18 protein-coding genes are annotated in these 22639 nt (G+C 60.8%); 4 read left to right on the top strand and 14 right to left on the bottom strand.

What is annotated here, in order from left to right:
- Positions 1-83 precede the first annotated feature (83 nt).
- From hrpA to AACW87_RS10315, 3 genes are all read right to left on the bottom strand, one after another.
- Positions 84-4013 carry an ATP-dependent RNA helicase HrpA gene (hrpA, locus tag AACW87_RS10325; RefSeq protein WP_241324928.1) on the bottom strand — a complete coding sequence of 1310 codons (3930 nt, stop codon included), beginning with the start codon at positions 4011-4013 and terminating at the stop codon, positions 84-86.
- A 215-nt stretch (positions 4014-4228) separates the two neighbouring features.
- On the bottom strand, positions 4229-4651 hold the full coding sequence (locus AACW87_RS10320; protein WP_043555667.1) for a CBS domain-containing protein: 423 nt from the start codon (positions 4649-4651) through the stop codon (positions 4229-4231).
- 85 nt (positions 4652-4736) lie between these two features.
- A complete protein-coding gene (locus AACW87_RS10315; RefSeq protein WP_043134848.1) occupies positions 4737-5807 on the bottom strand; it encodes a helix-turn-helix transcriptional regulator in 1071 nt (356 codons plus the stop codon).
- 610 nt (positions 5808-6417) lie between these two features.
- Here AACW87_RS10315 and AACW87_RS10310 point away from each other — a divergent pair.
- The gene (locus AACW87_RS10310; RefSeq protein WP_241324927.1) at positions 6418-7740 is read left to right on the top strand and encodes a YjiH family protein; all 1323 of its coding nucleotides are present in this window, start codon (positions 6418-6420) and stop codon (positions 7738-7740) included.
- Positions 7741-8044: 304 nt separating this feature from the next.
- On the opposite strand, the gene AACW87_RS10305 is transcribed toward AACW87_RS10310, so the two are convergent.
- The 4 genes from AACW87_RS10305 to AACW87_RS10290 all read right to left on the bottom strand — a co-directional run bounded on the left by AACW87_RS10305 (position 8045) and on the right by AACW87_RS10290 (position 12306).
- On the bottom strand, positions 8045-8374 hold the full coding sequence (locus tag AACW87_RS10305; protein ID WP_042037688.1) for a YbaB/EbfC family nucleoid-associated protein: 330 nt from the start codon (positions 8372-8374) through the stop codon (positions 8045-8047).
- Between the two features lie 126 nt (positions 8375-8500).
- Complete coding sequence (dnaX, locus tag AACW87_RS10300; RefSeq protein WP_241324926.1) at positions 8501-11071, bottom strand: DNA polymerase III subunit gamma/tau; 2571 nt, start codon at positions 11069-11071, stop codon at positions 8501-8503.
- 179 nt (positions 11072-11250) lie between these two features.
- Positions 11251-11796 carry an adenine phosphoribosyltransferase gene (apt, locus tag AACW87_RS10295; RefSeq protein WP_043134853.1) on the bottom strand — a complete coding sequence of 182 codons (546 nt, stop codon included), beginning with the start codon at positions 11794-11796 and terminating at the stop codon, positions 11251-11253.
- Positions 11797-11928: 132 nt separating this feature from the next.
- The gene (locus AACW87_RS10290; RefSeq protein ID WP_241324925.1) at positions 11929-12306 is read right to left on the bottom strand and encodes a YbaN family protein; all 378 of its coding nucleotides are present in this window, start codon (positions 12304-12306) and stop codon (positions 11929-11931) included.
- A 176-nt stretch (positions 12307-12482) separates the two neighbouring features.
- Here AACW87_RS10290 and dusC point away from each other — a divergent pair, with 176 nt between their 5' ends.
- From dusC to AACW87_RS10275, 3 genes are all read left to right on the top strand, one after another.
- Positions 12483-13427 carry a tRNA dihydrouridine(16) synthase DusC gene (gene dusC / locus AACW87_RS10285; protein ID WP_241324924.1) on the top strand — a complete coding sequence of 315 codons (945 nt, stop codon included), beginning with the start codon at positions 12483-12485 and terminating at the stop codon, positions 13425-13427.
- Between the two features lie 97 nt (positions 13428-13524).
- Positions 13525-13893: a TraR/DksA family transcriptional regulator gene (locus AACW87_RS10280; RefSeq protein WP_043134855.1), complete on the top strand. Its 369-nt coding sequence runs from the start codon at positions 13525-13527 to the stop codon at positions 13891-13893.
- 94 nt (positions 13894-13987) lie between these two features.
- A complete protein-coding gene (locus AACW87_RS10275; protein ID WP_241324923.1) occupies positions 13988-14746 on the top strand; it encodes a substrate-binding periplasmic protein in 759 nt (252 codons plus the stop codon).
- 57 nt (positions 14747-14803) lie between these two features.
- Here the strand turns inward: AACW87_RS10275 and rnd are convergent, their stop codons facing one another.
- The 7 genes from rnd to AACW87_RS10240 form a co-directional block, all read right to left on the bottom strand.
- Entirely contained in the window at positions 14804-15916 is a 1113-nt protein-coding gene (rnd, locus tag AACW87_RS10270; protein ID WP_241278778.1) for a ribonuclease D, read from the bottom strand.
- An 84-nt stretch (positions 15917-16000) separates the two neighbouring features.
- The gene (gene fadD / locus AACW87_RS10265) at positions 16001-17677 is read right to left on the bottom strand and encodes a long-chain-fatty-acid--CoA ligase FadD (RefSeq protein ID WP_156994889.1); all 1677 of its coding nucleotides are present in this window, start codon (positions 17675-17677) and stop codon (positions 16001-16003) included.
- Positions 17678-17875: 198 nt separating this feature from the next.
- Positions 17876-18727: an alpha/beta fold hydrolase gene (locus AACW87_RS10260; RefSeq protein WP_241324922.1), complete on the bottom strand. Its 852-nt coding sequence runs from the start codon at positions 18725-18727 to the stop codon at positions 17876-17878.
- 8 nt (positions 18728-18735) lie between these two features.
- Positions 18736-19251 carry a Slp family lipoprotein gene (locus AACW87_RS10255; RefSeq protein WP_241324921.1) on the bottom strand — a complete coding sequence of 172 codons (516 nt, stop codon included), beginning with the start codon at positions 19249-19251 and terminating at the stop codon, positions 18736-18738.
- A gap of 106 nt (positions 19252-19357) precedes the next feature.
- On the bottom strand, positions 19358-20056 hold the full coding sequence (tsaB, locus tag AACW87_RS10250; RefSeq protein ID WP_241324920.1) for a tRNA (adenosine(37)-N6)-threonylcarbamoyltransferase complex dimerization subunit type 1 TsaB: 699 nt from the start codon (positions 20054-20056) through the stop codon (positions 19358-19360).
- Positions 20057-20321: 265 nt separating this feature from the next.
- Positions 20322-22232 (bottom strand): ATP-dependent DNA helicase, encoded by a 1911-nt coding sequence (locus AACW87_RS10245; RefSeq protein ID WP_241324919.1) that lies wholly within the window; start codon positions 22230-22232, stop codon positions 20322-20324.
- Between the two features lie 67 nt (positions 22233-22299).
- Positions 22300-22542, bottom strand: a complete 243-nt coding sequence (locus AACW87_RS10240; RefSeq protein ID WP_043134867.1) for a hypothetical protein — start codon at positions 22540-22542, stop codon at positions 22300-22302.
- Positions 22543-22639: the final 97 nt, after the last annotated feature.

Genomic DNA, 22639 nt, shown 5'->3' with positions numbered 1-22639 from the left:
ACTTGTGGTTTGAAGGGGGCCGCCTGACTGGCAGCGCCGCCTCATAAAGCTATATCACGCAGTTAAAACAGACAGATAGCAGCTTAGCACTGGGCGATGGCGTTAAGCACCCGTTTATCTGACACCGGATAGGGGGTCCCCAGATTCTGGGCGAAGAAGGAGACTCGCAGCTCCTCTATCATCCAGCGGATATTGGCCACCTCGGCCGGGATCAGCTGGGATTTTGGGATCTTGGCGAGCAGCGCCTTGTAATCGGCCTCCACGCTCTGCACCTTGAGCATATAGACCCGATCCCGGTTGGGATCGATGGCCAGCTTCTCCATCCTGCGCTCGATGGCGCGCAGGTAGCGCAGCAAGTCCGGCAGCCGCTGCCAGCCGGTCTCGGTGACGAAGCCCTTGTGAATGAGGTTGCCCAGCTGCAGCTGGATATCGGACATGGCAAAGGCGGTATCAAGCTGCATCTTGCCCTTGAGCCGCTTCTTGATCTCGTGAGACAGGGTCAGCACGGCTTCCACCTGGCTGGCCACCTCCACCACGGCATCGTTGAGCTCGGCGCGCACGAACTCCTTGAGCGCCTCGAATCCCGCCTCGTCCCAGGCCAGGCCGCCGTGGCGCTCGATGAGCTTGTCGCAGCCGCAGGCGATGCAGTCATCGATCAGCTCAGCCACCTTGCCAAAGGGGTTGAAGTAAAGACCCAGCTTGGCCTTGTTGGGCAGCTTCTCCTGCAGGTACTTGATGGGGGATGGCACGTTGAGCAGCACCAGCCGGCGCTGACCCGCCCACATCAGCTGCTGCTGGGCCACAGGGCTCTCCACCAGCTGGATGGAGACAGAGTCCTTCTCATCCACCAGCGCCGGATAGGCCTTCACCTCGAAGCCGCCGCGCTTTTGGCTGTACTCCTGGGGCAGCTCGCCAAAACTCCACAGGGTAAGGCCGGACTGCTCTATGTCATCGTCCGCCACCTGGGAGAGGGTCTCCTGCACCTTGCCGCGCAGGGATTCCTTCAGCGCTTCCAGGTCTTTCCCTTCCGCCACTTTCTTCTGCTTGTCGTCCACCACCCGGAAGGTGAGTTTCAGGTGATCGGGCACAGATGCCCAATCCCAGGATTCGCGGGGCACGGAGACGCCTGTCATGCGACGCAGCTGGCGCTCCATCTCGTCCAGCAGCGGCCCCTGCTCTGGGTTGAGGCTGGCGAGCAGCGCATCGGCGTAGTTGGGAGCCGGCACGAAATTCTTGCGCATCGGCTTTGGCATCGACTTGATGAGGGCCACCAGCAGCTCATGGCGCAGCCCGGGGATCAGCCACTCGAACCCTTTCACCTCAACCTGATTGAGCAGCGGCAACGGAATGTGCAGGGTGACACCGTCCGCCGCCTCCCCCGGTTCGAACTGGTAGCTCAACTTGAGCTTGAGTCGCCCCTGCTGCCAGAAGTTGGGGTAGTCGAGATCGCTGATGTGGGCCGCATCCCCCTTCATCAGCATCTCTTTCTCGAAGTTCAGCTGCTCGGGATCCTGCTTCTGCGCCTCCTTCCACCACTTGTCGAAGTGGCGGGCGGAGATGACGTCTTCCGGCAAGCGGGCATCGTAGAAGCGGAACAGGTCCTCGTCATCCACCAGGATGTCGCGGCGCCGCGACTTGTGCTCCAGCGCCTCCACCTCGGCGAGCAGCTTGCGGTTCTCGCCAAAGAAGCGGTGACGGGTCTCGAAATCCCCCTCCACCAGGGCGCGGCGAATAAACAGCTCGCGGCACAGGGCCGGATCGAGGCGGCTGAAGTTGATGGTGCGCTCGTTGACCAGGGTCAGGCCATAGAGAGTCACCTTCTCCTTGGCCATGACGGCGCCACTTTTCTTCGACCAGTGCGGGTCGCTGTGGTGCAACTTGATGAGGTGCGCCGCCAGCGGCTCCACCCATTCCGGCTCAATCTTGGCGTTGACCCGGGCGTAGAGGCGCGAGGTCTCCACCAGTTCGGCGGCCATCACCCACTTGGGCGGCTTCTTGAACAGGCCCGAGGCCGGGAACAGGTGGAAGCGGCCGTTGCGGGCGCCGAGAAACTCGGGTTTCTCCAGATCCTTGTTGCCGATATGGCTCAGGAGGCCGGTCAGCAGGGCGCAGTGCACCGTCTTGAAATCCGCCGGTTCATGGTTGGCTTTAAAACCAAGTTCCTTCACCGTCTGGCGCAGCTGGAAGTGGATATCCTGCCACTCGCGCACCCGCAGGTAGGAGAGAAACTCCTTCTGGCACATGCGGCGGAACGGGTTGCTGCCCAGCAGCTCCTGCTGCTCCTTCAGGTAGTTCCACAGATTGACGAAGGCGAGGAAGTCCGAATCCTTGTCTTCAAACCGTCTGTGCTGCTCGTCGGCGGCCTGCTTCTTCTCCATGGGTCGCTCGCGGGGATCCTGGATGCTGAGGCCGGTGGTGATCACCATGACTTCGCTCAGGCAGCCGGTTTGCGCCGCCGTGATCACCATCTTAGCCAGACGCGGATCAAGGGGAATGCGCGACAGCTGGCGACCTATGTCGGTCAGCTGCAACTTGGGTTCGAGATCCTGCTCCTGGCCGGCTTGCTGGGCAGCGGCGTGACGGGCAGGCAGTTCGCGTACCGCCTCCAGCTCCTTGAGCAGGCTCAGGCCATCCTTGATGTGGCGCGATTCCGGCGGCTCGACGAAGGGGAAGGCCTCCATGTTGCCAAGGCCGAGCGCCAGCATCTGCAAGATGACGGAGGCCAGGTTGGTGCGCAGGATCTCAGGATCGGTAAAGGCGGGACGGCCGTTGAAATCCTCTTCCGAGTAGAGACGGATACAGATACCGTCCGCCACCCGGCCGCAACGCCCCTTGCGCTGGTTGGCACTGGCCTGGGAGACGGGCTCGATGGGCAGGCGCTGCACCTTGGTACGCCAGGAGTAGCGGCTGATGCGGGCGGTACCCGGGTCTATCACATAGCGAATGCCCGGCACAGTGAGGGAGGTTTCCGCCACGTTGGTGGCCAGCACTATGCGCCGGCCGGCGTGTTGCTGGAACACCTTGTTCTGCTCGGCGTTGGAGAGGCGGGCGTAGAGCGGCAGCACCTCGGTATCCCGCAGATTGAGCTTGCGCAGGGCCTCCGCGGTATCGCGGATCTCCCGCTCGCCGTTCATGAAGATGAGGATATCCCCCAACCCTTCGCGGGCCAACTCTTCCACCGCATCGAAGATCCCCTGCAGCTCGTCGCGCTCCTCCAGCCCTTCACTCTTGTCACTGACGAGGGGGCGATAGCGCACATCGACGGGATAGGTGCGACCGGAGACCTCGATCACCGGCGCCTTGTTGAAATGACGGGAGAAACGCTGGGGATCTATGGTGGCCGAGGTGATGATCACCTTGAGATCCGGGCGCCTTGGCAGCAGCTGCTTGAGGTAGCCCAGGATGAAGTCGATGTTGAGGCTGCGCTCGTGGGCCTCATCGATGATGATGGTGTCGTACTGGGTGAGCATGCGGTCGTGCTGGATTTCTGCCAGCAGGATACCGTCTGTCATCAGCTTGATGTGGGTCTGCTCGCTCACCTGATCGGTGAAGCGCACCTTGTAGCCCACGTAGTGACCCAGTTCGGATTGCATCTCCTCGGCGATGCGGGCCGCCACGGTACGGGCCGCGAGGCGCCGTGGCTGGGTGTGGCCTATATAGCCTTTCACCCCGCGCCCGAGCGAGAGACAAATCTTGGGGATCTGGGTGGTCTTGCCCGAGCCGGTTTCGCCGGCGATGATCACCACCTGATGTTCGCTGATCGCCTTGGCGATCTCCGCCTGCTTCTGGCTGACCGGCAGGTTGGCCGGGTAGGTCACCTTGGGCACGCCCGCCAGACGGGACTGGTAGCGCGCCTGTGCAACATCCAGATCCGCGGCCAGGGTCTCAAGCACGGCAGCCTGCTTGCCCTCAGGCAGCTTCTTGACCCCGTGCAGACGGCTGGAAAGGCGACGGGCATCGAGATTCATGCAGGCAGAAAGACGGCGGCGCAGCGCCTCGATAGAGAGAGACAAGGTACGAATTCCTTAAATGAGTGCCCAGAGGGGCCATATCGACAAGCGTTGGGAGATCCTAAAGAGCGAGGAAGAGAGGTGCAAGCCTTAAAGCGATTGGGGTGGCGATGAAAACCGGAATAACGGGCGCCTGGGCAGAAGCATCTGAATGGCGCGTCTGAATAAAAAGAGCAGGCACCCGGCCTGCTCCCGATGACGCATGGCGCCCAATCCGATCAGGCCCGGGCCTTGTGTACGAAACAGGTGCCCAGCTGGGCGTGGATCGCCAGCATCACATCGTGACGGCTGATCACCCCGAGCAGATGCCCCTCCTCCACCACAGGATAGATTTTGGGCTTTTGCCCCATCATCATCTCGGCCAGCTCCAGAATGCTGGTGTCGGGTCCGACCGCCAGCACCTCCTTGCGCATCACATCCTTGACCTGGGCGACCTGCTCGCAGTGATAGGCCTCCTTGAGCATGACGGCGATGCAGTCCTGTTCGGAAACCCAGCCGATCAGATGGCCTTGCGTATCCACCACGGGACCACCAAGTTGGTGGCTGTTGAGAAACTTTTCGACCGCAGACTGCACCATCATGTCAGCGCTGAACGTGATGGGCCGGGTCTGCATGTAATCCTTTGCCTTGAGTGATTCCATTGTGCGTTCCCCCAACCAGCCTCCCGGGCGGGAGGCGCAAGCCGGGCACTATGTCCGGCTCACTCCAAGCATAGCTCGCACCGGATCAGGAGATGGATTGCAGCAACAGCAGCAGCTCGTTCTGACTGTGGCAGTCGGTCTTCTTGAAGACCCCTTTCAGGGTCGAGCGGACGGTTTCTACCTTGACACCGCGCAACTCGGCGATGTCGTTGCTGCTGTAACCCTTGCTCATCAGCACCAGCAGCTCCTTCTCGCCAATGGTGAGCGGATAGAGGCTGGCCAGCGCTTCTATGTCGGGATTGAAGGAGTGCTCGGGATCCCGCAGCACCACTTCCACATAGCGCTCGAACCGGCTGAGACCGCTCATCAGGGTGCACTGGATCAACAGCGGCCTTAAATTGGCCTGACGGGGAATCGACATATAAGCGCTCGCCCCCGGCAACAAGTAGGCAAAGCCATTCAGGATCTCCTTGAACTGACGTTGTTGATCCTTATTTTGCAGCGAGAAAATACCATTGATGGCTCGCAGTTCCACATTCTCATCGGAGATACGATTGAAGGCCACATTGGAATAATGGATATGGCCTTTGTCATCGACGATGGCACTGGGCTTATTATGGTTTTTAACCAGTTGCTGCAGCTGATAGTTCTGGGTTTCCAGGGCCAGCAGGTTCCAATAATGGTGGCTCCAGGCCGCAAGACCAGAATAAACCTCCGTCAGCGAGGAGATATCCTGAGCGCTGAAGTCATCCTGGCTGGCACCGCGATAGGTGCACAGGCTGCTAAGGCCCCGCCCCTTCACCCGGCAGACGCCTCCGGCCGCAAACTGGGCACCGAAACTGGCCAGCAGCCCGGTCGAATTGGACAGTGTGGTGGCATTGACTATGCCCTGGCAGCCCTTGTCCAGATAGTGATTGAACCACACATCCTGGCGATGGTGCTGCACATAGAACTGCTGCTGGGCCTCCGTCAGCCCACTGGAGAAGAGTTTTATCCCGTCGCTCTTGTCATCATCCCGTAACAGAAACAGCGAGGAACTCCCCGACACATCGGAGCGGAACTGATCCACCACCAACTTAATGTCAGAGTCATTAATACCGCACTCATATAACTGGCTTATATAGGGCGATACCCTTTCTTTTGCTAATGCCTTCACACCCGAACTCCTAATTCTTATTTTTATTGAAGTGGCATCTTACTCTGCAATGAGAAACCCGAAAAGTAGTCAAATGAACAAAGGTTTTATAACTGATCCATAAATAGTAATGATGAAAGTACATAAGGATGAGCGAAAGCGAAAATCTGAAATCCAAGTTAATGTTTTATATGATTTTTGTCGCTATAGATCTTTTTATCATCATCAGGGTTCCCGTCACGGCGAGATCCGTATCCCACGACAAACCTCGCATTTTTTCCCCTTTGGCCCCGACGACCGGCCCGGTTCCAATAAAGCTCCCGCCCCCTGCCTCCCCTGGCCTAGTTATTCTTGGTCTGGCGATGCCCGCACGACAGCGCCACATCTTGTCTGAGCGCGAGCCTCCCCTTTACTGCCCAGGCTAGTTATCCCACTCGCCACCCTTTGCCTCTCCTGCACCCAGCTCGCCATCGACGTTGCCATCCGCTCGCCCTCTCACGCCGGACTCAAAGTGCCAATGTTTCACATTGGTTAATTTTGTGTTTAATTTGTGAGCCGGTGACGATATTGTATATACAATTAGCTCGGTCAGATGTCGGGCAGGTGTCACACCACAAGGAGAAATGACAGTATGGAACAGGACAATGTACTCATAGCCCCCACAAAATCAGGTGCCGGCATCAAGCTGTTGCTGACCAGCCTGCTTGGCATCGCCATCTTTTTCATCCCGTTCGAGCTGGCGGGACGCAGCACCATACTGGTGGATCATCTGGCTGGCTTGCTGATGGCACAGCGGCCATTGGCGGTGGGATTGATCCTGCTGCTGATTACTTATGGGGCCGTGACTCCACTGCTGGATGGCCGCTGGCGCGCGCGTCCCATCGACCGGCTCCTGAGCCTGTTCAAGCTGCTCGGTCTTGGGCTGGCATTGATGCATGTTGCCGAGCTGGGACCAGCCTGGCTGATGACCCCGGATCGCCTGCCCTTTCTGTTCGACAAGCTGGCCATGTCGGTCGGCCTCATAGTACCCATAGGTGCCATGGCCCTCACCTTCCTGCTCGGCTTCGGCCTGCTGGAACTGATCGGGGTACTGATGCAGCCCGTGATGCGCCCGCTATGGCGCACACCGGGACACTCCGCCATCGATGCGGTGGCCTCGTTCGTCGGCAGCTATTCGGTTGGTCTGCTCATCACCAACCGGGTCTTCCTCGCGGGCAAATACACGGTGCGGGAAGCCGTCATCATAGCCACCGGGTTTTCCACCGTGTCGGCCGCCTTCATGATCATTGTGGCCAAGACCCTCAACCTGATGGAACACTGGAACTTCTATTTCTGGTCCACCCTGGTGATCACCTTTGTCATCACCGCCATTCTGGCGCGCGTGCCCCCCATCTCCAACATGGCCCATCACGGGGAGACCGATGAGCCACTGCCCGCCGGCATGCGCCGCTGGCAAGCCGCGCTGGCATCCGGGCTGGCTCAATCCCGTCAGGCGGACCCAGTGCTGCGCCAGTTGCAGGACAACCTCAAAGATGGCCTCAGCATGGCGGCCGCCGTGGTGCCTACCATATTGTCGGTCGGCCTGCTCGGCCTGCTGCTGGCACAGCACACCCCCTTGTTCGATCTGCTGGGCTGGCTGCTGTGGCCCCTGACCTGGTTGCTTGATCTGGGCGAGCCACTGGAGACAGCCAGATCGCTCTCGGCCGGGTTGGCTGAGATGTTCCTGCCCGCCATCCTGCTCAAGGATGCGGATCTGCTGGTGCGCTATGTCACCGCCGTGGTGTCGGTCAGCTCTGTCCTCTTCTTCTCCGCCTCCATTCCCTGCATCCTGGCCACCAGGATCCCGGTGAGCGTGGGCCAGCTGGTAGTGATCTGGTTCCTGCGCACCCTGCTCGGCATAGTGCTGGCCGCACTCTGCGGCAAGCTGGCCATGGCGGCAGGCTGGCTCAGTTAAGCGAGGTGGCAACGCTGGTGATGAAGCGCAAGCGCGTGCACAAACCAGGAAGGCGCCCGAGGGCGCCTTCCTTTTTTGCACAGCAGCCATGGACCCGCCACAACAGGGGCTGGATTGGCACGCACGCATAAAAAAACGCAGCTGATACAGAGTGCCTGCATCAACTGCGTTCTGGTCATGCTTGATGGGGCTTGCCATGCCAGATGGGGAAGGTATGAAACACCCACCCTGCGCCACATCGCGGGAACATCAGACCGCTCTGGCCCTTAGCCCGCGCCCCTGTCGAAGCATTGGATTGACATCCTTAGAAGGGCAGCTTCATGCCCGGGGGCAGTTGCATGCCGCCGGTCAGTTCGCCCATCTTGGTCTTGTTCTGCTCTTCCACACGACGAACGGCATCGTTGACGGCGGCCGCGACCAGATCTTCGATCATCTCTTTGTCATCTTCCATCAGGCTCGGGTCGATCTCGATGCGACGCACGCTGTGGCTGCCGGCCATGGTGACCTTGACCATGCCAGCACCGGCTTCGCCGACCACTTCCATCTGGGCAAGCTGCTCTTGCATCTTCTGCATGCGCTCTTGCATCTGTTGGGCCTGCTTCATCAGGTTCCCCATTCCACCTTTACCAAACATATGTCGTCTCTCGTCTTGAAATCCGGCATCCAGCGCCGGGCTGTGGGCTTGTTCTGTCCTAGATGGGGACAGGCAAACCCCTTTTCAACCGGGCACCGGGCCCGGCATGGGTGTTAAACATCGAATTCAATTGCTTAGCGGCTCTATGCTCTCGTGGTGGAGCACGGCGCCGAATCGCTGAACTAAAAACTGCACGTTGGGATCCTGCTCCAGATCCCGGCTCACCTGCTCGCGCACTCCCAGGTAGAGGCGGTGCTCTATCTCCAGCGGCGTCTCCTTATCGGGCACCAGACCTAGGGTCACCTCCACCTGCACGGCCTGGCCCAGCTCGGGGCTTATTATCTCGGCCAGATCGGCGCGGGCCCGATCGCTGATGAGGTGGCGCTGCTCAGGCTTGAGGGTCAGCAGCACAATGTTTCCCTGCTGGCTCATGACAGAGTTGATCGCCAGCTGACGCAACCGGCCGCCGACCCCGGTGCGGGCAATCAACTCGGCCCAGGGATCACCGCAGTTGACCAGCAAGGAGGACGGGATCAGTCTGGCGACCTCTTCCCCCTCCTCGGGTTGGCTGTCGCTCTCCAGCTCATCCCAGTCGATGGTCTCCATCACGGAGGCCGCCGTCGGCTGTGGTTCGCTGGCAGCAGCAATCTGGGGCATCGCGGGTGCGGCACTTGGCACGGCAGGCGCTACCTGCGCCCTCGCGGCCGGCGTACCGTCCAGATCCCAGGGCGGCAGATCGTCCGGATTGGGACTAGCCCTGGCGGGAACCTGAACCGGGGCAGCCTGACCATAGGCAGGCCCGGCGCTGGCCGCCGGTGCCCGGTGCGGCATGGGTGCACTGGCAGCGGCATCGCTAAAACCTTGGCTCAGGTACTCCTCGTAATCGCTGCCACTGTCGTCATAGGCATCGAGCGGCGGCAGCTCCTCATAACCCGCAACCGCTGAACTCTGGGTCGGCGCCACGGTGGCAGCTTGCCAGCCGGTAGAGGCTGGTGCAGCAACTGGCGGCGCAATAGGGCTGGCCTCGGGGGCCGCCACCGGCCGGGTGGGCGCAACGCGAGGGGGGGCAGACGCAACGGCGGTAACCCCTGGTTCACCACGCAGGCGGCTGCGCAGCAGATTGCGCTTGCCCAGCAGGCTCTGCATGCTGGACGCAGCAGAAGGCGCCGCTTCCGGCTCGGCAACGGGAGCCGCCTCGATGTGAGGCTCGGGGGATGGCAGTACTGCCAATGAGGCGTCCTGCCGCGCGTCGTCACGCCTGCTGACGGGAGCCATTGGCTCACTCGCGCCAGAGGATCCCTCATAGCCCATCTGCTGCGCCTCACGCAGCAACTCGTCCTGCTCGGCAAACAGCGGCGCACTCAGCGCATCGCTGGTGCTCTCTTGCTCATCCGCAGAGAGGGGGATGACAGGCTCGGCCTGCACAAGGGTGTGATCCCCCGGCGTGGGGGTCGGAACATCACCAGATACAGCCGGTTGGGGCACAGTCGCTGTGGCCGAAGCGGGGGCTGGCTCAACCCCCTGAGGCTTTCCCAGCGAGGCCGGTGCGGTCCTTCCTGCCACGGCAAGTCCGGGCGGCAGAGCGGCAAGGTTGGCCGGGTGCACGGCCTCACGGCGCGGGGAGAAGGCCAGCATGCGCAGGCAGGTCATCTCGAGCGCGGTGCGGCCATCGGGCGCCCAGGGCAGATCCTTGCGCCCCCCCAGCACTATCTGGTAGCAGAGCTGTACCTCTTCCGGACTCATGGCCTGGGCCAGCTGCAACAGGGCATCGGCATCGGCCCCCTGCTCCTGTACGGTGGCGGGCAGCAGCTGGGCCATGGCAATGCGATGGAGCAGCCCTTCCAGCTCGGCGTGCAGCTGATCAAAATCGGGACCCAGGGTCGCAATCTCGGTGATCTTGGCCATGGTCGCCGGGGCATCCTGGCGCAGGATGGCCTCCAGCAACTGGTGAAGGTGGCGATGATCCAGCGTCCCCAGCATGGCCAGCACGCTCTCGAGGCGTACGCTGCCATTGCCGTGGGCCAGCGCCTGATCGGTCAGGCTCAGGGCATCGCGCATGCTGCCGTCGGCCGATTTGGCCAGGGCCTGCAAGGCGCGCGGCTCGAACGGTTGCCCCTCCTGATCCAGCACCCACTCCAGCTGCTTGGCGATCTGGGTCTGATCCAGACTCTTCAGATGGAACTGCAGGCAGCGGGAAAGGATGGTAATGGGCAGCTTCTGCGGATCCGTGGTGGCTAGCAGGAACTTCACATAGGGGGGCGGCTCTTCCAGGGTTTTGAGCAGGGCGTTGAAGCTGTGGCGCGACAACATGTGCACCTCATCGATGAGGTAGACCTTGAAGCGGCCACGGGCCGGCCGGTACTGCACGTTGTCGAGCAGCTCGCGGGTGTCTTCCACCTTGGTGCGGGACGCCGCATCGATCTCCAGCAGATCGACAAAGTTCCCCTGATCGATCTCGCGGCAGGTGTCGCACACACCGCACGGATGGCTGCTGATCCCCTGCTCGCAATTGAGACTCTTGGCCAGAATGCGGGCTATGGTGGTCTTGCCAACCCCACGGGTACCGCTCAGCAGATAGGCGTGATGCAGCCGTCCCTGATCCAGGGCGTTGGTCAAGGCGGTCAGCACATGGTGCTGGCCTACCACTTGTTCAAACGTATGGGGGCGCCATTTACGCGCCAGAACCTGATAGCTCATAAGTCTCGATGCAGGGATGACAAGGCATTGAGGCAGAATGCTAACACAAATGCCAGGCGGGCTGTATCGGCTATCGGCGAGGTCGGGAGGGATCGCTTGAATTTCAAACCGATGCCCGGATGGGCACCGGTTTCGGGACACGCAACAGGCTGACGAGGCCTGCGTTGCATCCTGGGGGATTACTCGCCGGCCAGTTCGACCAGTGAGACGACCTTGATGCCGGCCGCCGTCAGACGGGCATCGCCGCCCAGAGATGGCAGGGAGATGATGAAAGCCGCATCGGCCACATCACCACCGGCACGGCGGATGAGCTTGACGGTCGCATCGACGGTGCCGCCGGTGGCCAGCAGATCATCGACGACCAGCACCTTGTCACCCGGCACTATGGCATCTGTGTGCAGTTGCAGGGTGTCGGTACCGTATTCGAGGGCATAGGACTCCTCGATCACGTCGCGGGGCAACTTGCCCGGCTTGCGCACAGGCACAAACCCCAGGCCCATGGCGAAGGCGACCGGCGCACCAAAGATGAAACCGCGGGCCTCGGTGCCGACGATCTTGGTGATCCCTTGATCACGATAATGCTCAGCCAGCAGATCGATGGTGGCCTTGAAGGCCTCCGCGTTCTCTATCAGGCTGGTGATGTCACGAAACAGAATGCCCGGCTTCGGATAGTCGGGGATGGTCTTGATGCTCGCTTCGATAAATTTCAGGGTATCCGGATTCATTGTTTGACCGCTTATTTTTTGAGCCCAGGCGTGGCCGTATTTCTCGATTCCCGCCAGCGGGAAATAAAAAGGCCCGTCACGCAAAATGACAGGCCGACTCCATAGCATTATTGCCGCAATAGCTTAGGGACTTCACTTCGCCATTGCAACTGGCTCCAGTACCGGCAGACGCATTAACCAGGTGAGCAGGATCACCATTATGGCAATGAGCAGCAGCCTGACCCACAACAGGGGCACCACCGCCAGCGACACCGAGAAGGAGATCAGGATGAAGATGATGGCCCGGCGCCGGGCGTGGCGGCGAATGCCGCGATACTGCTGCCAATCGGCGATGGGAGGACCAAACCAGGGGTGAGCCAGCAGCCAGCGGTGAAAACGGGGGGACGAGCGGGCAAACAGCGCCGCCGCCAACAACATGAAGGGGGTGGTCGGCAACAACGGCAACACGATTCCTATGATGCCGGTGACGAATGCCAACCAGCCCAATCCCATCAGACACCAACGTTTCATGGCCGCTCCTCTTCAATCCAGCTCTGCTTAGCCTAACAGAGTTGACCCGAAAGCTGACAGCCCAGCCCCGCGAGCGGCGGCTGATTAGGCTCAACGAGTGGGCTGACGGCTGACAAGACCGGCCATTGCCACTACAATCTGCGCTCTTTTTTCTCCCCTTGTCTTCGGAAGCAGCTATGCGCGTTATTTTGGCCCCCATGCAGGGGGTGCTGGATCACCTGATGCGGGAGGTACTCACCTCCGTCAACGACTACGACCTCTGCGTCAGCGAATTTATCCGCGTGGTCGATCAGCTGCTGCCTGCCAAGGTGTTTTATCGCCTCTGCCCCGAACTCAAGCAGGGCGGCAAGACCCGCGCCGGCACCCCGGTACGGGTGCAACTGCTGGGGCAACACCCCGAATGGCTGGCCGAGAACGCGGTGCGCGCCATCGAACTAGGCTCCCCCGGGGTCGATCTCAACTTCGGCTGCCCCGCCCCCACGGTGAACAAGAGCAAGGGCGGCGCCGTCTTGCTCAAAGAGCCCGACACCATCTACCGCATCGTCAAGGCGGTACGGGAGGCTGTGCCTGCCCACCTGCCGGTCAGCGCCAAGATCCGCCTCGGATACGATGACAAGGATCTCTACCTGGAGAACGCCCAGGCCGTCTATCAGGCGGGGGCCAACGAGCTGGCGGTGCATGCCCGCACCAAGCGCGAAGGCTACAAGGCCCCGGCCCACTGGGAGTATGTGGACGCCATCCGCCGCGCCCTGCCCATCCCGGTCACCGCCAACGGCGAGATCTGGGATCATCAGGATGCGCTGACCTGTGCCAGCGTCTCCGGCTGTGATGCCCTCATGGTCGGGCGCGGCGCCATCTCCCTGCCCAACCTAGCCAACGTGATGAAGACAGGCTGCGCCCACATGAGCTGGGCCCAGGTGCTGCAGCTGATGGTGAACTACACGGAGCAGGATCTGGCCAGCGAGAAGGCGGACTACTACCCCAGCCGCATCAAGCAGTGGTTCAGCTACCTGAAGCGGGAATACCCGCAAGCCGACCTGCTGTTTCGCGACATCCGGCTGCACAAAGAGACGGATCCCATCCGGGAGGCCTTGCTGCAAGCCTCGAAAACTGTGATCTAACCGTCCTTTACTTGACGCATATCATCTTGATAATCCTGTCGTCTCCCTATACTGCCCTGGATTTGTAATTCGTCTGTTGGGGGCTAGTGTGTGTGAAATGACGCAAGCTCGGTTGGCCGTGTGGCGTGATCGCCTGCTGACTGACTGGGCGCAAGTAAGAGAAGAGTTGATCGGCCAGCTCAAAGCCTGTCGGCGTGACGAGTGGGCGGAAAAAGTGGATCACTGCGAACGGGATCAGCTGGTGGATCTGACCAGTCGCCTCGACTTGCCCAAGGTGGAGCAGAGCGTGGCCAGCCTCAAGCGGATCGATGCCGCCCTCTGTCAAATGGATCTGGGTCTCTATGGCCTCTGTTCCGATTGCGAAGAGCCGCTTGCCATCGAGCAGCTCGAACAGGATCCGACCCTGCAACGCTGCCCGCGCTGCGAAGCCCGCTATCGCAAGGGATTCCACGCCCACGAACTCTGAGGGATGCACTTTCGTGCATCCTCGCTTCCGGGCTGGTCAGCCTGCCGTTTCTATCCAATAATCAACAACAACCACGCTGAACAGGGACAGATCCGTGTACAGAGTCTTGTTGTTATGGTGTCTGTGTTGCACCGCCTGGGCACAGGAGTCACTGGTCGTGGGCTGGTCAAGCTGGCATCCGTTCAGCTTTCGCGATGAACAGCAGCAGTTGCAGGGGCTGGACATCGACTTGCTGGAGGCCATCTTCAGCCGGGCCGGTTTTGATGCCAGTTACAGCGAGATGCCCTGGGCCCGCGTGCTGCGCGAGCTGGAGTTCGGCTCCATACAGTTGGCCATGTCCGCCAGTCAAACCGCCCAGCGCGAACAGTTCGCCCGCTTTTCCATTCCCTATCGCAATGAAGAGACTGTGCTGCTCATCCGGCGCCAGGACACGTCACGCTGGCAGGGAATAGCCCAGCTCTCCGATCTGCTGCCTCACACCGAGTTCACCATAGGCATGCTGCGCGACTTTGACTATGGCGTGGATTTTCGTGCCTTCATGCAATCTCCCCAGCTGAAGGATCGCCTGCTCGTCAGGCTGCGGCTGGATCAGCTGGTGAAATTGCTGCTGGCAGGCCGCATCCAGGGTGTGGTCATGGATCCCATGGGGCTGCAGGAACTGAGCCTCGTTGGCATGCCACTCGATGAGCTGACCATCTTGCTCACTATCCAGCAGACACCCGTGCATTTGATGCTGAGCCGCCGTACCACCACGCCCCAGCAGTTGCAACGGCTCGATGAGGCCATCCGGGCGCTGCTGCAGAGCCCGGAATATAGGCAGATCCTCGCACGCTACCGCTACCCGCTGCAGTGAGGCATAGTGAGACAGATAAAAAAATGGGCCCATCGGGCCCATTGTTGACTGTATAGCTTATTGTGCCAGCAGGTGACCTACCAGCTCATGACGCCACCCTTGCAGCAGCATGGGCTTGTCGGCGCGAGCGCGCTCTTCATCGCTCATGCGCCAGCTCCAGGTGAAGTACTGGTGAATGATCTTCTTGCTCGCCACCAGTTCCGGCGGAATGTTGCTGGCCTTGGCCTTCTCTTCCACCATCCCCTTGATGCGCTTGAGCTCGGCCTTGTACTGGGGATAATCCACCAGCCGGCGAATGGGCTCTGGCCAGCTCGCAGGGTCGCTCTGCTGGGCCGTCGCGACTATGTCCAGCATCCGCTTGCCGTGGATCTTGATTTCGATGGGAGCCAGCCCCAGCTCGTTGAGATCGCGCAGCGATGTGGGTTTGCGCTCCGCCACCTTGAACAGGTGCAGCTCCTTGACCACGAAGTTGAGGGCCAGATCCCGCCGTACTGCCTCTTGCTGGCGCCAGGCGGCCAGCTCGCGCAGTATGGCCAGTTCACGGCGCCCCAGTTGCCAGGCATTGATTATCTCGAGATAGGCCTGACGGGGATCGCTGCCCTGGGTTTTGCGGGCCGAGTGGTTCTGACACTCCTGCTCGAACCAGGCAAACTTGCCGCTCTCGTGCAGCCGGGCCATCACCTTCTCGTAGAGCGGCATCAGGTAGAACACATCGGCCGCCGCGTATTCGAGCTGACGCTCGGTGAGCGGACGGGCCAGCCAGTCGGTACGGGCCTGATCCTTCTCCAACTCCACCCCGAGGAACTCCTTGACCAGGGCGCCGAAGCCCACCGAGACGCCGTGCCCCAGGAAGGCAGTCGCCAGCTGGGTATCGTGCATCTGATTGGGCAGATGGCCGGCCTCGTGCTGGATCAGCTCCAGATCTTCGCCGGAGGCGTGCAATATGGCGATCTGCCCTGCCCGACCAAGCCGTTGCCAGAGAGGGGTGAGATCCAGGGCCAGAGGATCCAGCAGGGCCAGATGCTCGCCATCATAGATCTGGAACAGGCCCAGTTGGGGGTAATAGGTGCGGGTGCGGACGAATTCAGTATCTATGGCCAGGGGAACGTCGGCCAAGGAAGCGAGATACTGTTCCAGTTCGGCTTGCTGTGAAATGAGTTGATAGTGCATCTTTGCCTGCGCGTTGATCAGGGCCAAAAGAAAAAACCGTGGCATGACCCACGGTTTTGCATGACAGCGGCGCATCGCCCGCTATTACTGCTTGGCAATTTCCTCGTCGCGCAGCACGCGGCGCAGGATCTTGCCCACATTGGTCTTGGGAAGTTCGTCGCGAAATTCTACCAGTTTCGGCACCTTATAGGCAGTCAGATGTGTGCGGCAGTGGGCAATAATCTCGTCCTCCTGCAGTTTTGCATCTTTCTTGACCACGAAGATCTTCACCAGCTCGCCGGAAACCTTGTGCGGCACGCCGACCGCCGCCACTTCCAGCACCTTGGGGTGAAGCGCCACCACGTCCTCGATCTCGTTCGGATAGACGTTGAAACCCGAGACCAGGATCATGTCCTTCTTGCGATCGACGATCTTGAAGAAGCCCTGCTCGTCGCACACGGCGATGTCGCCGGTACAGAGCCAACCATCCTGCATCACCTCGGCAGTAGCCTCTGGACGCTGCCAGTAACCCACCATCACCTGAGGGCCGCGCACCTGCATCTCGCCGGGCTTGCCAAATTCGGTGATCACCTGACCGGCGTCATCCACCAGCCGGATGTCGGTGGAACAAACCGGCAGACCGATGGATCCGTTGTAGTCGAGCAGATCGTAGGGGCAGACGCTCACCAGCGGCGAACACTCGGTCAGGCCATAACCTTCCAGCAGCGGGGTATCGGTCAGCCCCTTCCACTGTTCGGCCACCGCCCGTTGCACCGCCATGCCCCCCCCTATGGTCAGCTTCAGCTTGCTGAAATCCATCGACTGGAATTCGCCGTTGTTGACCAGGGCATTGAACAGGGTGTTGACCCCTGTGATGCAGGTGAAGGGGTATTTTCTGATCTCTTTGACGAAGCCCGGGATGTCGCGCGGGTTGCTGATGAGCAGGTTGTATCCCCCCATGCGCATGAACAACAGGCAGTTCACGGTCAGGGCGAAGACATGGTAGAGCGGCAGTGCCGTGACCACGAACTCCTTGCCCCGCTCCAGCATGGGGCCGTAGACGCCGAGGCACTGCTCGACGTTGGCGATCATGTTGCGATGGGTCAGCATGGCCCCCTTGGAGAGGCCTGTGGTGCCGCCTGTGTACTGCAGGAAGGCGAGATCGTCGTTGGTGATCTCGGGCTTGATGTACTGCAGGTAGCGTCCCTTGGAGAGAGCCTGACGCATGGTGCTGGCGTGGGGCAGATTGTATTTGGGCACCAGTTTCTTGACGTATTTCACCACGAAGTTGACGAGCGTGCCCTTGGCCAGCCCCAGGTTGTCGCCCATGCGGGTCAGGATGACATGCTTGATCGGGGTGTCGTAAACCACTTTTTCCAGGGTATGGGCAAAGTTGGAGACGATGACGATGGCCTTGGCACCCGAGTCCTTGAGCTGATGCTCCAGCTCGCGCGGGGTATAGAGCGGGTTGACGTTCACCACTATCATGCCGGCGCGCAGTATGCCGAACACGGCGATGGGGTATTGCAACAGGTTCGGCATCATCACCGCCACCCGATCACCCTGGCTGAGCTTGAGCTCGTTTTGCAGGTAGGCGGCAAAGGCGCGGGACTGCTCTTCCAGTCGGCGGTAGGTGATGGTCTGCCCCATGTTGACGAAGGCAGGCTGATCGGCGAATTCGGTCACCGATGCCTCAAACATGTCGACCAGGGAGCTGTATTGGTCTGGGTTGATCTCGGCGGGGACCCCTTCCGGATAACGCTTCAGCCAGACTTTTTCCACGAACTTCTCCTGCATAACTAGCACCTGTGCGCTCACTGTGTTGCCTCCGTCCCTGTTCACATCCATTTAAATCGGTTGTTTTAAGCTCATGCTCTAATGCCGCACATATTTACATAGGGCAACATCAATTAACAGCAAATTAACAACGGAAAAGTGTGAGGGGGAAGACAAACCTGGAATTATTGAAAGCCGGTGATTCTACCGAATTTGACAAAATTTTTCGATACAAACGGCGGTATCGACCGAATTTTCCATATGAAAATGGTGGTTTCCCGCCAAAACGACCATTTCTATTCGCTCGAATGCGCCATGACGCAACTGCCACTGCGCCAGCAGGCTGGCAAAGCCCTGCTCGCCCTGGATAAACAGCACAGGGCAGCGGATGGCCCGGATCAACGCCTGGGCCTGGCCTTCGCTCATGCGCAGTGGCGACAGATCCCGCAATCTGGGATCGCTGCGCCAATGCCAGCGCCCTGCCCGCTCCACCAGTTGTCGCTCACAGATAAGCCGCGCCGCGTTCGGGGCAATGTCCGCCACCTTGCAACGGGCCATTGCCGCTTCCTCGATGGAGGCAAAACCATTGGAGACCCGCTCACGGGTGCGGCTGCGATTTAAAATCGCCCGCCGCAGCTGAGCCGGCACCTCCTCATCGGGCTGGCTCAAGGGGCCCAGCCCCTCCAGCATGATGAGCCGCTCCACCAGCTCGGGAAAGACACCGGCATAGGCGGAGGCGATCAGTGCCCCGAGGGAGTGACCGAGCAGGCTGAAACGCGGCCAGCCTGCCGCCTGAACGATCTGGTAGAGATCGTCCAGCCAGTCGACAAAGACATAGGGGGTGGTTTTGTGATCCGAGTGACCATGGCCCGGCAGATCGACGCAGATCAGATGAAAATCAGCCAGATAGGGGGCCAGAGGCAGAAAGCTGGCGCCGTTGTCGAGCCAGCCGTGCAAGGCGATCAGCAGCGGCTTGCCCTGCTGCTCGTTGTCAAGCAAGGCCACCCAACGACCATCGGTCAGGGTGACCATTTTCTCCTGCATGATGAGTGTCATGAGCAACCTTAGCGACGCAGCGGCCGTCTCGGCCAGAAGGGATCATAGAAGGGGTCGTAGAAATAAGGGTCCATGTAGCGGATCTCCACCTCCTTCACCGGCGGCCACAGCTTGCTGGAGCTGACATCGAGCACGGAGAAGCGATACTTGTGCTGGCCAATCTGGCCATCCACCGGCTTGCCGACAGTGCCGAGCACCGTCAGGCTGCGCCCCTTGGCGTACAGGGTCGGATCGACGAAGCCCTTCATGACAGCGAAAAACCGACCCGGGCTCTGCTCGGTCTGCTCCGGCACGCCGTTGGATTTGAGCGGCAGATAAACCATTTCGATGACACTCTTCTCCGTCAAATTGTGCACCGCCGAGATGACCCCGCTCCAGCGCGCCGGCTTGCCTTCCTGACCAGCCAGGGCTGGCTGATACGCCACCAGCTGGCTTTCCGGCTCATAGGCCAGCTCCTTGGGCACGGAGCTGCACGCGCCGAGCAACAAGCCCGCTACCCCTAACACAATCGCACGTTTCATCATGTCACTCTCCTGTTTGCCGAATACCGAACCTGTTACCAGACCCTGTCCGGCATGGGGATCTTGGTTTACGGCAGGGGCGACCGGCATGCCACGCCGCTTTCTGCCCTTATTCGCGACCCGGCAATTTTTTCCAGGTTACCTTGTCTCGCAAGTATACCGGGGTGGCCTGCTCCACAGGTACAGCCTCCCCCGCCAGCAAGGCGGCACGCGCCAGCGGCAGCATGTCGACGGCCGCCGGGAAGCGCACCTGGCTCATGACAACCTCCTCGGCCAGACTACCCAGGATCTCGCCATAGGTCTCAAAGCCGGTGCCGACACGGGTCCAGCGACCCGCCAGCGGGCCAGACGCCACCAGCGCAGCCGGATCGCTCACGACCTCTTCGCCCACCAGCTGCATGCGGCCCTCCTTCAGCGCGTACTGACCGAAGTAGACCTCCCCCATGCGCGCATCGATGGCGGTCAACACCCGCTCGGCGCCTTCCAGCCGATAAGCCCCCTGCGCCATGGCGGCCAGCGTGGAGATGCCGATGAGCGGCACGCCAACCCCGAAGGCCAGCCCCTGGGCCACGCTGATCCCGATCCGCACGCCGGTGAAAGAACCCGGACCACGCCCGAACGCGATGGCATCGAGCTCGCTCAAGGCTATCCCGGCATCGTCCAACACAGCCTGAACCATGGGCAAGATTTTACGGGTGTGATCCCGCGGCGCCTCTTCCCAGCGAGAGAACAGCTTGTCGCCCACCAGCAGGGCAGCGGAGCAGGCTTCGGTGGCGGTATCAACGGCCAGGATCTTCAACTCGTTCATGCTTTCCAATCTCTATAAAATCAGTCAATTACGTAACCGGCAAGCAAGTTGTGCTCGCCCGTTGTTCAATTCTGTCATCTATCTGCAAGCGGCTCGATGAAAAACCCTCGAAGCGGGCTGCGTGGCCGCCGCATCTCTTGAGAAAATAGCCTTAACTGCCATCAACAGGCCACTGGATACCCATCAGCGGGGCACCTATTCGCCGCGATCGAAGAAACTCCCCTGCGTCGCCAGTTCCAGGGTGCAGGGCACATAACCGGCAGCCTTATTCACCACGATCGAAGAAACTCCCCAGCGTCCCTAGCTCCCGGGTACGGGGAATGGCGGGCAGACTCTTGATAAAGGTGGCGCCGTAGGGTTTGTTGACCATTCGTGGATCACAGATGACCAGCACACCGTGATCACTGCGATCACGAATGAGCCGCCCCACCCCCTGTTTGAGCGCAATCACCGCCTTGGGCAGCTGGAGCTCGGCGAAGGGATCTCCCCCCTTGAGCTTGCAATCATCCACCCGCGCCTTGAGCAGCGGATCGTCTGGGCTCGCAAACGGCAGTTTGTCGATGATAACACAGGACAATGCCGCCCCTCGCACGTCGATCCCCTCCCAGAAACTGCTGGTCGCCACCAGCACGGCGCGCCCGTTCTCGACAAACTCCTTGAGCAGCCGCTGCTTGTTGTCCTCTCCCTGCAAGAGCACGGTACGACCTATCTCGCGGCGCAGCACCTCGGCCACCTGGCGCATCACCTGATGGCTGGTGCAGAGGAAGAAGCAGCCCCCCGGCGTCTTGTTGATAAGGGGGATCATCAGATTGGCCAGCTGTTCCCCCCGCCCGAAGGCGTTGGGCTCGGGCAGAAAACGGGGCACGCACAGCCGCGCCTGTTCGGCGTAATCAAACGGGCTGTCGAGGATGAGCTCGGCGCTGCCCGCGAGCCCGAGTTCCGCCACAAAGTGATCGAAGCGCATGTCCACCGTCAGGGTGGCGGAGGTGAAGATCCAGGCCACCTCGGGGCGCAGCACCTCGGCGCCAAAGCGCTCGGCCACCGACAGCGGGGTGATGTTGAGGGAGAAGTGCAGCCGCGAGCAGTCATACCAGTAGGAGAAACCGGTCTGGTTGATGGTCAACACCTCCCCAAGGCGGGCGCGCAGCTCGCAGATCCGCTCGAAGGCGTGATCCAGCTGCTCACCGCGCCCCAGCGCGAGTTTGAGCACCTCGTAACAGAGCCCGAGGGCATCGTTGAGGCGGGCCAGCGCCTGGGCCCAGAGCGGCTGGCGCAACATGTCGCGGGTATTGCCACGGCCGCCGTCCACCCCGAAGGCGAGGCGCAAATCCTGGCTGGCGATGGAGAGCCGGTCCGCCGCCTTGCCAAGCTGCCCCATGTCGTGGGCCTCGGCGCGATAGGCAAGCTGGATATCCTGCGCCAGATCCTGGATGGTGCGGCTGCCCACCGATTTGCCGAAGTAGTTGGTGGCTATCTCCGCCAACTGATGCGCCTCGTCGAACACATAAACCTGGGCTTCGGGCACAAGCTCGCCAAATCCGGTGTCTTTCACCGCCATATCGGCGAAGAAGAGGTGATGATTGATCACCACCACCTGGGCATCCATGGCGCGGCGGCGGGCCACCACCAGATGGCAGTCGTCGTAATAGGGGCAATCGCGGCCGAGGCAGTTGTCGTTGGTACTGGTGACGTGGGCCAGGATCTCGGCGTTTTCCTGCAGACCCGGGATGTCACCCACATCGCCGTTGTCGGTGGCGGTGGACCAGGATTTGACCTTGACCAGATCGTTGAGGATTTCCGGCTTTTGCAGATGGGATTCGCTGAGCAGGCGGTTCATGCGCTCTATGCACAGGTAGTTGCTGCGCCCCTTGAGCAGGGCCACAGGCGGGGTGTAGGAGAGCGCCCCCGTGATGGTGGGGAGGTCCCGGTAGAAGAGCTGCTCCTGCAGGTTCTTGGAGCCTGTGCTGATCACCACCCGCTTGCCGGACTCCAGCGCCGGCACCAGATAGGCATAGGTCTTGCCGGTGCCCGTGCCCGCCTCCACCAGCAGACGGCCACCGCTCTTGATGGCGCTGGAGACGGCCTCGGCCATGGCCAGTTGCGGGGCGCGGGCAACAAAGCCGTCGATGTGGCTGGCCAGAGGGCCATCTGGCTTGAACAGGGTCTGGATGGTCAAAAGGGCGTCCCGCAGCAAAAGCGGGCATTATGCCAAAAATGCGGTGAAAGCGGGACTGATAATGCGTTCAGACGAAGAGATCGATCTGGTGCTCTGGATCCGGCTTGTGATCGTCCTCTTCAGGCTTTGGTTGATCACGCTTGGCAGAGGGGTAGGCCTGCTGGCGCTGCTGGGACTCACCGTTGTCGGTGCTGGTCTTGCGCAACTGGTGCTTCTGGCTGATCTGGGTCACTTCCCGCTTGATGTCGTCAGGACTCGGGGTCGCTGGCGCCCGCGGCAAAATGGGGAACAACAGGTCCTGGCTGGGCATGATCTCGCCTCCTCTGGGGCATCTTGTCTAGTTATCGACCAAGAAACCGTTTTCTCAACTTTAATCGATGGAATCACATTTTCGAGTTGCTTTTTCC

This window comes from Aeromonas sp. MR7, assembly GCF_963899385.1.
In the GTDB taxonomy this organism is placed as follows: domain Bacteria; phylum Pseudomonadota; class Gammaproteobacteria; order Enterobacterales; family Aeromonadaceae; genus Aeromonas; species Aeromonas bestiarum.
Note: the sequence above shows the minus strand (reverse complement) of the source record. Positions and strands in the feature narration are given on the sequence as shown.